This is a genomic window from Rhodococcus sp. NPDC060176 (assembly GCF_042728675.1).
Lineage (GTDB): Bacteria > Actinomycetota > Actinomycetes > Mycobacteriales > Mycobacteriaceae > Rhodococcus_F.
Map to the genome: position 1 here is coordinate 272,116 of NZ_JBHWYS010000002.1, position 13,089 is coordinate 285,204.

The following is a 13,089-nucleotide window of genomic DNA, read 5'->3' on the forward strand; positions in this document are numbered from 1 at the left end:
CTTTGAAGAACTAGCTGAAAAATCTCTATTCGAACGCTGCACGGTGGCAACGCTCGGTAGAACACTGTGGTCCGACAACACTGTGGTCCGGTCATCTACTCCCGGTGGACACGAGGGGCACGTGCGTCGTGCAGGCGCAGTCACCGTTGGCGATGGTCGCCAGGCGCTGGACATGCGTTCCGAGCAACTGCCGGAATGCTTGCTGCTCGGCCTCGCACAGTTCCGGAAACTCTTCTGCCACATGGGAAACCGGGCAGTGATGTTGGCAGATCTGTACACCGTTGCCTACCGGCCGGGTCGACGCTGCGAACCCCACTGCATTGAAAGCTTCGGCGATTGCGTCCGCTGTCGCCTCGACGTTGTCCACATCTGTCGGATCAGCCGGTTCGACGTCTCCGACGATGGCCTGAACCCGACGCTTGGCGAACTCCTCGATTGCCGCGTCCCCGCCGATTTCGCGGAGTTGCCGCATCGCGGCTCCTGCCAAATCGTCGTAAGTGTGGCCGAGGCGCCCGCGACCGGTCGCGGTGATCTGGAACTGCTTGGCAGGTCGACCGCGTCCGCGCTGGCGCAGCGACGCCGCCGAAGCAGTTCTGGCTTCACCGGACTCGATCAACGCGTCCAAGTGACGTCGGACACCTGCGGCACTCAAACCGAGGCGTGTGCCGATTTCGGAGGCTGTAATGGGGCCTTCTTCGAGTAGCAGCTTGACCACTGCGGCCCGGGTCTGGCCTTCGACGCTCACTGTCACCGGATTTGCGGCAGCACTCGGCGAGGTCGCTACAGTGGGCTGACCTGCAACTTCCTTGCTTCGAGGGTCTGACGCATTTCTTTTCACAACACAAGTGTGACCGAATTCTTTTCGCAGGTCTACTAAGGGCAACCTGCATTACATTCGGGAATATCCGGACAGCGCACGTTGTTTGTGCTTGTCTGTCCGGCTGTATCGAGCCGCTACGCTGCCTGGTGTGCCGCAGACCCCCGAGAAGACGACGACCGCGCGATCGGCGCGCGCGATCCTGCTGGACAAACCCAAGGCACTCGCGCTTTCCACGATCGGCGTTCGGCCTTTCGGTTCCGCTCCCCGGCAAAGTATGGCCGCGGTGTTGCACGGCGACGAAAGCGAGCGCCCGGGCCTGAACGCGAAGGAAACCGCGCAACTGCGAGGTATCCGTCGATTCGGAGCGACCGGCGCAGTCTTGATGGCAGTGGGCGCGCTCGGCGCCGGCGCACAACCAGTCCTGCAGAATCCGACCGCCGGCCTTCGAGTCCTCAGCCTTCCCGGACGTATGCCGACGGTCTCGCTCACCATGACGATGACCGGAACGGTGCTCGTCGTTCTCGCCTGGCTGATGATGGGCCGATTCGCCGTCGGGGACATACGCAGCCGATCCGGCGCACCGCGGCGCATGACCCGTTCTCAGTTGGACCGCACGCTTCTGCTGTGGATCCTGCCGCTCTCCGTCGCACCGCCGATGTTCAGCCGCGACGTCTACTCGTATCTGGCACAAAGCGAAATCGCGGCTCGCGGACTCGATCCGTACGCCATCGGCCCCAAGGCGGCACTGGGCGTCGACCACGTCCTCACCCGCACTGTTCCGACCATCTGGCGGGACACGCCGGCTCCGTACGGGCCGTTCTTCCTGTGGCTGGGACGCGGGATCAGCTCACTGACCGGCGACAACATCGTGGCCGGAATCTTCTTGCACCGCCTGCTCGCCTTGGCCGGCGTCGCGCTCATCGTGTGGGCGATACCTCGACTGGCCAAGCGATGCGGCGTCTCTGCCGTCAGTTCACTCTGGCTCGGTGCCGCGAACCCGCTGCTGCTCTTCCACTTGGTGGCCGGCATCCACAACGAAGCGCTCATGCTCGGGTTGATGCTCGCCGGAATCGAGATCGCCCTCCGCGCAGTCGAAGGGTCCGGGCCCATCCGTGGCCGAGCGCTGTTCTATCTCATTGCGGGATCAGGTTTGATCGCGTTGTCGTCGACTGTCAAAATTCCGTCCTTGCTGGCACTCGGATTTGTCGGTATGGCTCTGGCCCGGCGTTGGGGTGGAACCTGGAAAGCCTTGGCGGGAGCTGCGATTCTTCTGGGCATCGTTGCCGCCGTCGTCACGTTCGTCATCAGCGTGGCCAGTGGGCTCGGTATGGGGTGGATCAACACCCTCGACACCGCTACGGCGGTGCGGAGTTGGATGTCCATCCCGACGCTCCTGGGCGTCGGCACTGGATTGGCAGGTGTACTGCTCGGACTCGGCGATCACACGACGGCAATCCTCACGATCACGCGGCCGATCGCGTACCTGGTTGCCATTCTCATCACCGCGCGGATGATGATCTCGGTGTACATGGGCCGCATTCACCCGGTCGGTGGACTCGGCATCGCACTCGGGGCCATCGTTCTCCTGTTCCCGGTCGTTCAGCCCTGGTACCTGCTGTGGGCGATACTTCCGCTCGCAGCCTGGGCTACTGCGCCGATTTTCCGCATCCCCGCTGTGGTCTTCACCTCGATCGTCAGCGTCATGTTGATGTCGAACGGCGCCGAATACCTTCCGTTCATGATCGTGCAGGCCGTCATCGCGACCATCCTCACCGCCGGAACGCTCATCGTCTTCACCCGCAATTCACTCCCCTGGCGTAGCGACAAGCCAGTAGCGGAGATCACGAAAGGCGGACCGGTAGACGAAGACAACTCGGCGGGGGCTTACGCTGATTCCCCGTGACCTCGAGAGCCTCCAGATCGTCGACGCCGGCGGTACAGATCCAGGGTGTCGTCAAGTCCTTCGACGGTGTTCGAGCCGTCGACGGTATCGATCTCACTGTCGAGACGGCCCAGGTCGTTGCCCTGCTCGGCCCCAACGGAGCCGGTAAGACAACAACCGTCGAGATGTGCGAAGGGTTTGTCACCCCCGATGCCGGCACCGTTCGAGTGCTCGGTCTCGACCCCATCGCCGACTCCGGTGAAGTCCGCTCGCGAATCGGCGTCATGCTGCAGGGCGGCGGCGCATACCCCGGGTCCAAGGCCGGAGAAATGCTCGACCTCGTCGCCGCATACTCTGCCGACCCACTCGATCCCGCCTGGCTCCTTTCCAAACTCGGCCTCACCGATGCACGCAAGACGCCTTACCGTCGCCTTTCCGGCGGCCAGCAGCAACGACTGTCTCTGGCGTGCGCGCTTGTCGGCCGTCCCGAGTTGGTATTTCTCGACGAACCCACCGCTGGGCTCGACGCTCAGGCACGTCTACTGGTGTGGGAACTTATCGACGCTCTGCGCCGCGACGGCGTCAGCGTCCTGCTCACCACGCACCTCATGGACGAGGCCGAAGCGCTCGCCGACGAATTGGTCATCATCGACCACGGCAAGATCGTCGCGTCGGGAACGCCGGCCGAGGTCACCAGCAAGGGCGCCGAAGGACAACTCCGCCTGACGACGGTTCCCGGTTTGAGCCTCGACTCGCTGGTCGGCTCACTCGCCGGGTTCCGCGTCGAGGAATCCAATCCCGGCACCTACGTCGTCGAAGGTGCAATCGATCCGGCAACCGTGGCGACTGTCGCGACGTGGTGTGCCGATCAGGACGTGCTGATCAACGACATCCGCGTCGATCAACGGAGTCTGGAAGACGTCTTCCTCGAATTGACGGGCCGGGAACTGAGGGGATGACGGAGATCAAGGTCATGAACGAAACAGCAGCGAACGGCCAGAACAGTGGGACTGCCAACGGAGCCAGGGAACGCCGGCTCGCCGAGAACCGCTTCGAGCCGGGCACTTTCTCGCCGGATCCCCGCCCCAGTTCGGCGGCAAAAATGCTGGCGGCGCAGACCAAACTGGAACTGACTCTTCTGCTCCGCAACGGTGAGCAATTGCTGCTGACCATGTTCATTCCGATCACCCTGCTCATCGGACTGTGTCTACTGCCGATCGGCGATTTGGGCGATTCTCGGGTCGATACCGTGCTCCCTGGTGTCATGATGGTTGCCGTGATGTCGACGGCGTTCACCGGACAGGCCATCGCCGTCGGATTCGATCGCCGATACGGCGCGCTCAAGCGACTCGGTGCAACGCCGCTACCGCGGTGGGGAATCATCGCAGGCAAGAGCGCTGCCGTCATCATCGTCGTGGCACTGCAGTCATTGCTTCTCGGCGCAATCGGTTTGGCGTTGGGGTGGCGTCCGTCGTTCGCCGAACTGGTACTCGGCGCAGTGGTCATTGCCATCGGTACTGTCACGTTTGCAGCGCTGGGACTACTGCTCGGCGGCACTTTGCGAGCGGAGATCGTTCTCGCTCTCGCCAACGTCTTGTGGTTCATCATGGTGGGCATCGGCAGTGTGGTCTTCGCCAGTGGCGAACTTCCGACCGCTGTTCACACGCTGGTGCGCATTGTTCCGTCCGGTGCTCTCGCACACGCTCTCGAAGCGGCCCTCGACACCTCGATGGACTGGTTCTCGATTCTCGTTCTTCTCATCTGGGCCGCGGTGGCCGGTGTCTGCGCAGCAAGGTGGTTCAAGTTCACGTGAGTACACGACGGACAGCTCAGATCGTCGGCAGTGTGGCCGCAACAGTGATGTTGTGTGCCGGTCCCGCAACGGCGGCGCCTTCGGTGTCCGGTCCACTCGCACCTGCAAATCCGTACCTCGGTCCCGTCGGTACCTCCACCATGCACGGTGACGCGGGCTCGTCCGACGTCACTCCGCTGCCCGGACCCGGAACCGGCCCACACGAAGTAACTGCTTTCCCGATGATGGCCGCCTGCCCGACGGTCCTGCAGGGTTCCGACGGCATGATCGTCTCGCTCTGCACGACGATGATCGGCCAGATCCCGACCATCCACTTGATCGATCCGAAGGCCGACGCCACGCCGTTGGGCCGGTCGGTAGCGCAACTGCCGCTCGCGAAGGGCAGTCTCCTCGGCGGCGTCTACGCCTACCTGGACAACGAGAACCGACTCGTCGCCGTCGACGGAAACCGTCAGCTGGTCCGCATTTCCCATGCTCAGAATCCGGACGGCAGTTGGCGGCTGGAACTCGCCGATGCCGTCGATCTCAGTGGTGCGGTTGCCGCCGACGACAACGTCACCGGCCTCGCTCCGGACTGGGAAGGCAATGTCTGGTTCGCCACCGGGCACGGCACCGTCGGGTATGTCGGCACGGATCGAATCGCGCACAGCATCGCTCTCCCCGAGGGTGAACAGGTGCAGAACAGCATCTCCACTTCCCCGACGGGTACTGCCGTCGCCACTACCCACGCGCTCTACCAGCTGAAGCGAAGCGGCGACGAGGTCGTCGTCGACTGGCGTCAGCCGTACGATCGCGGGCCGGCCCGCAATCCGGGTCAGCTCAGCTGGGGTACCGGATCGACTCCGACGTACTTCGGCCCGTCGACGGGCAGCGATTTCTTGACCATCGTCGACAACGCCCATCCGACGGTGAGCTTGCACGTCTATCGCGCTGACACGGGCGCCGAGGTGTGCACACAACCGGTGTTGTCCGCCGCAGGCCAGGACGGCTCACCGAGCGGCAGCGAGAACTCGCCCGTCGGCATCGGTCATTCGGTCTACGTCGCAGGCACTTACGGATACCCGTACCCCACAACTCCTGAAGGCGCCGGCCCGGCGGTCCCCGCCACGGCACCCTTCAACGGCGGCATGACCCGCGTCGACATCGACCCGGTCGGCTGCCATGTCGTGTGGGACAACACGATTCGAAGCTCCGCGGTCCCGCACCTCTCGACGGCTGACGGTGCGATCTACACCGTCACCCGGGACGGCGCTGCGAACACCTCGCCGCTGGACGGGTACTCGTTCGCGGTGATCGACTCGAAGGACGGGTCGCAGATCGGTTCGACTCCCCTGCCGTCGACCATCCTCAACGACACCCTGCAGATGTCTGCGCTCATCACCGAGTCGGGCGAGTACTTCCAGGGCACGATCTCGGGAATCGTGCGCGTTCGCGCAAACTGACGCGCGCTTGCCCCATTGGCGCGAGGCATATCGCTTCGCGCTTGCTTCAAACGCCTAGCCCCCAACGACGCGGGGCAGGCGCGGAGCGAGCTGGCCCCAACGACGCGGGGCAGGCGCGGAGCGAGCTGGCCCCAACGACGCGGGGCAGGCGCGGAGCGAGCTGGCCCCAACGACACTGTGTAGTTGATGGGGAACTACGATCGTTGGCGTGGTGAATCGTGTGTATGCCGGATTTTTACGCTTGGTGGATCGACTACCTCTCCCCTCGCTGAAAACGCAGAAGATCATCGCGTTCATCGTGATCTTGACGCAGGGCGGCATCGCTGTCACCGGCGCGGTGGTGCGCGTGACGGACTCGGGACTCGGTTGCCCGACGTGGCCGCAGTGCTTCCCCGGTAGCTTCGTCCCGGTCGGCCACGGACAGGTCGCGGTCATTCATCAAGCTGTCGAGTTCGGCAACCGCCTGCTCACATTCCTGGTTGTGATCGTCGCGGCTGCAATCGTGCTCGCGGTGACTCGTGCTCGCCGTCGCAAAGAGGTGCTTGTTTACGCCTGGATGATGCCGCTCGGCACCGTGGTTCAGGCAGTCATCGGCGGAATCACCGTCCTGACCGGCCTGCTGTGGTGGACGGTGGCAATCCACCTGGTGGCGTCGATGCTGATGGTCTGGGTCGCCACGGTGATGTACGCGAAGATCGCCGAACCCGACGAGGCAACAACACTGATCGTGATGCCGAAGCCGCTGCGCTGGCTGACCGCACTGTCGGGAGTGGCGCTCGCCGGCGTGCTCGTCGCCGGCACCCTCGTAACGGGTGCAGGCCCGCACGCGGGCGACAAGGGACTCGAACGCACGGTGCCTCGCCTGGAGGTCGAGATCGTAACGCTTGTTCATCTGCACTCGCAGCTGCTGGTCGGATACCTCGCGCTGGTCGTGGGACTGACCTTCGGCCTTTACGCGGTAGGAACGTCAGCCGCCGTGAAGCTCCGCTTGAAAGTCCTGCTGGGACTTATCCTCGCGCAGTCACTCATCGGCGTCGTGCAGTACTTCACCGATGTGCCGGAAGTTCTCGTGATCATGCACGTCGCTGGTGCCGGGCTGTGCACGGCTGCGACGGCAGCAGTTTGGGCCGCGGGCAAGACCCGCCAGTTCACGCCGACCGGCTCGCCGATACCAGCTGTCTGACGCTTGAAGACACGTCTGGGGCGTAGGAACACCTTTTGGTGTTCCTACGCCCCAGACGTCATTTCAGGATTCGTTGCGAGCTTTCGGGAACCGAGTCTGATTGGCAACCCAACCGGCCATCTTCTTGAAATGGCCTTCCTGCGGGGTGACGATGCTCGTCAGCTCACGCTCCCACTCGGCAACGGTGACGTTGTCGAAGGATGCGACGACGGCATTGGCCGTGGCGAGGTCCTCGACGACCTGGTCACCGAGGATGCCGTCGGCACCCACGAGAGTGATGCGAACGCCGGCAACGCCGACCGGCTGGATGACGGCGCTGGCGGTTCCGCCGTGCTCGGCGACGAACTTGGTGATGGCATTCACCGTGGACTTCGGCAGTTCCGGCGCGGACGGGGTGGCGTCCGACTTCTCTGTATCGGTGCTCATGACTCGACAATACTGGTCGGTAGCCCGGAAGCGACACCAGGCATGGACTGAGGCTCGGTCGCCGCGGGTGTAGAACAGAAACCATGCGAGCCATCTACGTGACCGAGACCGGCGGACCAGAGGTTCTGACTCTGACCGAACAACCCGAACCGACACCGGGCCCAGGCGATCTACTTGTCCGGACCGAAGCGATCGGCATCAATTTCATCGACACGTACTTCCGAATGGGCCAGTACAAGCGGCCGCTCCCCTACATTCCCGGCGACGAGGGCAGCGGTGTCGTCGAAGCCGTCGGTTCCGATGTCACCGAATTCGCCGTGGGCGACCGTGTCGCGTGGGCCGCGGCCACGAGCAGCTACGCCGAGAAGGTGGCTGTTCCCGCTGCAGTCGCAGTCAAAGTGCCCGACGGTGTCCCGGCATCAGCCGCAGCGTCGGCGCTCCTGCAGGGGATGACGGCGCATTACCTCGCGAAGTCGACGTATCCGATCCAGAGCGGAGACACCGTGCTCGTGCACGCGGGCGCGGGCGGCGTCGGGTTGATCCTGACGCAGATGGCCGTCAGCCTCGGGGCGAAGGTCGTCACGACTGTGTCATCGGATGCGAAGGAAGAACTCTCGCGTGGCGCCGGCGCCTCGGAGGTACTGCGGTACGACGAGGACATCGCAGCGCGCGTTCGGGAGTTGACCGGCGGCGAAGGAGTCGCGGCGGCATACGACGGCGTCGGCGCGACAACTTTTGATTCGAGCTTGGCTTCCGTGCGTATCCGCGGCACCGTCGCATTGTTCGGTGCGGCCAGTGGTCCGGTTCCGCCGGTGGATCCGCAGCGGCTCAATTCGTCGGGCTCGCTGTTCCTGACGCGTCCGACGCTCGCGCATCACATTCGCACTCGTGAGGAATTGACCTGGCGTGCCGGCGATGTCTTCGATGCCATTGCGGCCGGGAAGCTCGATATTCGCGTCGGGGCCGAATACCCCCTCGCCGATGCAGCGACAGCGCACCGGGACCTGGAAGGTCGAGCAACAACGGGATCAATCGTTCTGATCCCCTAGCGAAGTGCTGTGCGCCTTTATTAACCGCCCGCGGTTAATAAAGGCGCACAGCAGAATCAGCTGAGCATGTCACTGATCGTCTGGAGTCCGAGCACCGAGTCGACAGCGAGGCCGACGAAGACGATCGCAAGATAGTTGTTGGACTGCAGGAACAGGCGCAGCGGCTTGACCTGGGCACCGCCACGAACGCTGCGGTACAGCTGATGGGCCATGAGCAGGAACCACGCGCCGGCGACGATGGTGATGGCGGCGTAGATGACGCCGGACGCGGGCACGAGGACGAGCGTCGTGACGACCATCGCCCAGCTGTAGAACAGGATCTGCTTGGTGACGTGCTCTTCGGTGGCGATCACGGGAAGCATCGGAACACCGGCAGCTTTGTAGTCTTCCTTGTAGCGCATTGCGAGCGCCCAGGTGTGCGGCGGCGTCCAGAAGAAGATGATCAGGAACAGCACGACGGGCTGCCAGCTCAGTGATCCGGTGACTGCGGCCCAGCCGACGAGGACGGGCATACATCCGGCAGCGCCACCCCAGATGACGTTCTGCCAGGTACGGCGCTTGAGAACCATCGTGTAGATGAGTACGTAAAACGCGATCGTAATCACGACGAGGAGGCCGGCGAGGAGGTTGGCTCGCCACCACAGCCACAGGAACGACGCGAGACCCAGGAGAAGTCCGAAGACGAGCGCGTTGCGAGTCGGTACCGCCTCGCGGGCCAGCGGACGCTTGGCGGTGCGCTTCATGACCTTGTCGATGTCGGCGTCGACGACGCAGTTCAGGGAGTTCGCACTCGCTGCGCCCATCCAGCCACCGAAGAGGGTGCTGAGGATCAGAGCGATGTCGACTGTTCCGCGATCGGCCAGCAGCATTGCCGGAATGGTTGCCACCAACAGCAATTCGATTACTCGCGGCTTCGTGAGCGCGATATAAGCCAGAACCTTGCCCGTTGCGCGACCCCACACCGTATCGGTATTGGTCGCCCGCGGGGCGGCACCTGGGCTGCCGAAGCCATGTCCGCTCGGCTGTTGCCCTGTCCGCACGTTCTCTCCTTGCACCACGCGTTACCGCACTAACTCTTCACGACACACTGCTGACACTGTTCTCTACTACGGACGATGGTAGACCGCAGCCATGGAGGAACCGAATCGACCCGGACAGCCAGGACCATTAGGCTGGGTTACGCAGTGGAGGGACACCCACCCTCGCAATCCACGTACACCATGTCAGGAGACATCTGCCAGTGTCGATCACAGACGAGATCCACGTCCTCACGCAACCTGTCCACCCCTCGGACTGGACCGACCTGGACACCAAGGCTGTCGATACCGCCCGCGTGCTCGCCGCCGACGCGGTTCAGAAGGTCGGCAACGGCCATCCCGGAACTGCAATGAGCTTGGCGCCGTTGGCATACACCCTCTTCCAGCGCGTCATGCGCCACGATCCTTCGGATGCAGAATGGGTCGGCCGTGACCGCTTCGTTCTTTCCTGTGGCCATTCGTCCTTGACGCTGTACACCCAGCTCTACCTGTCGGGCTACGGTCTCGAGCTCGCGGACCTCGAAGCTCTCCGCACGTGGGGCGCTTTGACCCCCGGCCACCCCGAGGTCGGCCACACCGTCGGCGTCGAGATGACCACGGGTCCGCTGGGCCAGGGCCTCGCCTCCGCAGTTGGTATGGCGATGGCTGCGCGCCGTGAGCGCGGGCTGTTCGATCCGGAGACCCCGGTCGGCTCCTCCCCCTTCGACCATCACATCTACGTGATCGCGTCCGACGGTGACATCGAAGAAGGCGTCACCTCCGAGGCGTCGTCCCTCGCCGGTGTCCAGGAACTGGGCAACCTCGTCGTCTTCTACGACGACAACAAGATCTCCATCGAGCACGACACCACCATCGCTCTCGGCGAAGACGTCGGAAAGCGCTACGAGGCGTACGGCTGGCACGTTCAGCACGTCGAGGGCGGCGAAAACGTCTCCGGCATTCTCGACGCAGTCGCTGCGGCCAAGGCCGTCGTCGATCGCCCGTCGATCATCCTTCTCCGCACCATCATCGGTTTCCCGGCTCCGAAGAAGATGAACACCGGCGACGTCCACGGTTCCGCCCTGGGTGCCGACGAGGTCGCTGCGGTCAAGGAAGCCCTCGGATTCGATCCGAGCAAGTCCTTCGACGTCGACGCCGACGCTTTGGCTCACGCCCGTGAGGTCGTCTCGCGCGGCGCCGACGCACGCAAGGCATGGCAGGTCGAGTTCGACGCGTGGGCTGCACGTGAGACCGAACGCAAGGAACTCTTCGACCGCCTGTTCGCCGGCGAATTCCCCGCCGGCTGGGCCGACGCTCTCCCGACCTACGAGGCCGACGCCAAGGGCGTTGCGACTCGCAAGGCCTCCGGTTCGGCACTCAACGCGCTCGGACCGATCCTGCCCGAACTGTGGGGCGGCTCCGCTGACCTCGCGGGCAGCAACAACACCACCATCAAGGGCGCAGATTCGTTCGGCCCGTTCTCCATCTCCACCAACGACTGGAATGCGCAGCCTTACGGCCGCACGCTCCACTTCGGCATCCGTGAGCATGCGATGGGCTCGATCCTCAACGGCATCGCGCTGCACGGCCCGACCCGCCCGTACGGCGGAACCTTCATGGTCTTCTCCGACTACATGCGTCCGGCCGTTCGCCTGGCTGCACTGATGAAGACTGCCGTCACCTACGTCTGGACCCACGACTCCATCGGTCTCGGCGAAGACGGCCCGACGCACCAGCCGGTCGAGCACCTGGCCGCACTGCGCGCCATCCCGAATCTCGCCGTCGTCCGCCCGGGTGACGCCAACGAGACCTCGTTCGCGTGGCAGGCAGCACTCGAGAACAAGACGGGACCGACCGCTCTGGCTCTCACCCGCCAGGACATCCCGGTTCTCGAAGGCACCAAGGAGAAGGCTGCCGAGGGCGTCAAGCGCGGCGCGTACGTTCTCGTCGACGCAGCCAACGGTTCGCCCGAGGTCATCTTGCTGGCCACCGGTTCCGAACTGCATCTGGCCACCGAGGCTCGTGAGACCCTCGAAGCTCAGGGCGTTGCAACCCGCGTCGTTTCCGTGCCCTGCCTCGACTGGTTCCTCGAGCAGGATCAGGCGTACCGCGACGAGGTCATTCCGCCCGCCGTCCGCGCACGCGTGTCCGTCGAAGCCGGCATCGCAATGCCGTGGTGGCGCATCCTCGGCGACGCCGGTCAGGCCGTCTCGCTCGAGCACTACGGCGCCTCCGCCGATTACAAGACCTTGTACCGGGAGTTCGGCATCACTGCCGACGCGACTGTCGAAGCCGCGCAGCGCTCCCTCGCAGCTGTGAAGGGATGATCTCGATGACACAGAACGTGAATACCGAAAAGCTCTCCGCTGCAGGCGTTTCCATTTGGCTCGACGACCTCTCGCGAGATCGCATCCAGTCCGGCAACCTGCAGAACCTCATCGACACGAAGTCGATCGTGGGCGTCACGACCAACCCGTCGATCTTCCAGGCAGCCCTTTCCAAGGGCTCGGCTTACGATGCTCAGGTTCGTGAGCTCGCACAGCGCGGCGCCGATGTCGACGCCACCATCACCGCGGTGACCACCGACGACGTCCGCGCTGCGTGCGACATCCTGGCTCCGCAGTTCGAGGCGTCGAACGGAGTCGACGGCCGCGTGTCCATCGAGGTCGATCCTCGCCTGGCACACTACACCGACGCCACCGTCGCGCAGGCGATCGAGCTGCACAAGATCGTCGATCGCCCGAACGTCCTGATCAAGATCCCCGCGACGCTGGCAGGCATTCCCGCCATCGCCAAGGTGATCGGCGAGGGCATCAGCGTCAACGTCACCTTGATCTTCTCGGTCGAGCGCTACGAAGCAGTCATGGGCGCATACCTCGAAGGTCTGGACACCGCCAAGGCTGCCGGCCGCGACATCTCGTCCATCGAGTCGGTCGCCTCGTTCTTCGTCTCCCGCGTGGATTCCGAGATCGACAACCGCCTCACGGCAATCGGCACGCCGGAAGCTATCGAGCTTCGCGGCAAGGCTGCACTCGCAAACGCTCGCCTGGCGTACAACGCCTACCAGCAGATCTTCGAGGTCCAGCCCCGCTTCCAGGCTCTCCTGGCAGACGGTGCCAAGGCTCAGCGTCCGCTGTGGGCGTCGACCGGCGTGAAGAACCCGGATTACCCGGACACGCTCTACGTCACCGAGTTGGTTGCACCCAACACCGTCAACACCATGCCGGAGAAGACGCTGGACGCTCTCGCCGACCACGGCGGGATGACGGGCGACACCATCTCGGGTACCGCTCAGGAATCACAGGCGGTCTTCGATCAGCTCGCTGCTGTCGGCATCGATCTTGCGGACGTGTTCACGGTCCTCGAAACCGAGGGCGTCGACAAGTTCGAGGTGTCCTGGAACGAGTTGCTCGACGCAACTGCCGAGCAGCTCCGCGCAGCAACCCAGAAGAGCTGAG

11 protein-coding genes are annotated in these 13,089 nt (G+C 64.0%); 8 read left to right on the top strand and 3 right to left on the bottom strand.

The window, feature by feature from the left end; all coding sequences use genetic code 11:
* Positions 1–91: 91 nt before the first annotated feature.
* Positions 92–838: a metalloregulator ArsR/SmtB family transcription factor gene (locus tag ACFWEM_RS09550; RefSeq protein ID WP_076948451.1), complete on the bottom strand. Its 747-nt coding sequence runs from the start codon at positions 836–838 to the stop codon at positions 92–94.
* 130 nt (positions 839–968) lie between these two features.
* On the opposite strand from ACFWEM_RS09550, the gene mptB reads away from it, so the two are divergent.
* From mptB to ACFWEM_RS09575, 5 genes are all read left to right on the top strand, one after another.
* Complete coding sequence (gene mptB, locus ACFWEM_RS09555; protein ID WP_378533101.1) at positions 969–2,723, top strand: polyprenol phosphomannose-dependent alpha 1,6 mannosyltransferase MptB; 1,755 nt, start codon at positions 969–971, stop codon at positions 2,721–2,723.
* Positions 2,720–3,661 (top strand): ABC transporter ATP-binding protein, encoded by a 942-nt coding sequence (locus ACFWEM_RS09560; protein WP_378533103.1) that lies wholly within the window; start codon positions 2,720–2,722, stop codon positions 3,659–3,661. The genes mptB and ACFWEM_RS09560 overlap by 4 nt, the downstream gene beginning before the upstream one ends.
* A 14-nt stretch (positions 3,662–3,675) precedes the next feature.
* Positions 3,676–4,515 carry an ABC transporter permease gene (locus tag ACFWEM_RS09565; RefSeq protein ID WP_378533105.1) on the top strand — a complete coding sequence of 280 codons (840 nt, stop codon included), beginning with the start codon at positions 3,676–3,678 and terminating at the stop codon, positions 4,513–4,515.
* Positions 4,516–4,562: 47 nt separating this feature from the next.
* The gene (locus ACFWEM_RS09570) at positions 4,563–5,957 is read left to right on the top strand and encodes a hypothetical protein (protein WP_378534513.1); all 1,395 of its coding nucleotides are present in this window, start codon (positions 4,563–4,565) and stop codon (positions 5,955–5,957) included.
* A gap of 208 nt (positions 5,958–6,165) precedes the next feature.
* The gene (locus ACFWEM_RS09575; RefSeq protein ID WP_378533107.1) at positions 6,166–7,140 is read left to right on the top strand and encodes a heme A synthase; all 975 of its coding nucleotides are present in this window, start codon (positions 6,166–6,168) and stop codon (positions 7,138–7,140) included.
* A gap of 63 nt (positions 7,141–7,203) precedes the next feature.
* Here ACFWEM_RS09575 and ACFWEM_RS09580 read toward each other — a convergent pair whose 3' ends face one another.
* A complete protein-coding gene (locus ACFWEM_RS09580) occupies positions 7,204–7,566 on the bottom strand; it encodes a hypothetical protein (protein WP_230815574.1) in 363 nt (120 codons plus the stop codon).
* Positions 7,567–7,649: 83 nt separating this feature from the next.
* On the opposite strand from ACFWEM_RS09580, the gene ACFWEM_RS09585 reads away from it, so the two are divergent.
* On the top strand, positions 7,650–8,615 hold the full coding sequence (locus tag ACFWEM_RS09585; protein WP_317552900.1) for a quinone oxidoreductase: 966 nt from the start codon (positions 7,650–7,652) through the stop codon (positions 8,613–8,615).
* Between the two features lie 56 nt (positions 8,616–8,671).
* Here the strand turns inward: ACFWEM_RS09585 and ACFWEM_RS09590 are convergent, their stop codons facing one another.
* Entirely contained in the window at positions 8,672–9,655 is a 984-nt protein-coding gene (locus ACFWEM_RS09590) for a heme o synthase (protein WP_378533109.1), read from the bottom strand.
* 200 nt (positions 9,656–9,855) lie between these two features.
* Between ACFWEM_RS09590 and tkt the strand changes: the two genes are divergently transcribed.
* Both tkt and tal read left to right on the top strand, forming a co-directional pair.
* The gene (gene tkt, locus ACFWEM_RS09595; RefSeq protein WP_378533111.1) at positions 9,856–11,958 is read left to right on the top strand and encodes a transketolase; all 2,103 of its coding nucleotides are present in this window, start codon (positions 9,856–9,858) and stop codon (positions 11,956–11,958) included.
* A gap of 5 nt (positions 11,959–11,963) precedes the next feature.
* The gene (gene tal, locus ACFWEM_RS09600) at positions 11,964–13,088 is read left to right on the top strand and encodes a transaldolase (RefSeq protein WP_378533113.1); all 1,125 of its coding nucleotides are present in this window, start codon (positions 11,964–11,966) and stop codon (positions 13,086–13,088) included.
* Position 13,089: the final 1 nt, after the last annotated feature.

Bases quoted from the DNA above. Each gene is read 5' to 3' on its own strand.
- ACFWEM_RS09565 (WP_378533105.1), top strand. From the start codon at position 3,676: ATGAACGAAACAGCAGCGAACGGCCAGAACAGTGGGACTGCCAACGGA.
- ACFWEM_RS09570 (WP_378534513.1), top strand. From the start codon at position 4,563: ATGTTGTGTGCCGGTCCCGCAACGGCGGCGCCTTCGGTGTCCGGTCCA.
- tal (WP_378533113.1), top strand. From the start codon at position 11,964: ATGACACAGAACGTGAATACCGAAAAGCTCTCCGCTGCAGGCGTTTCC.
- ACFWEM_RS09580 (WP_230815574.1), bottom strand. From the start codon at position 7,566: ATGAGCACCGATACAGAGAAGTCGGACGCCACCCCGTCCGCGCCGGAA.
- ACFWEM_RS09585 (WP_317552900.1), top strand. From the start codon at position 7,650: ATGCGAGCCATCTACGTGACCGAGACCGGCGGACCAGAGGTTCTGACT.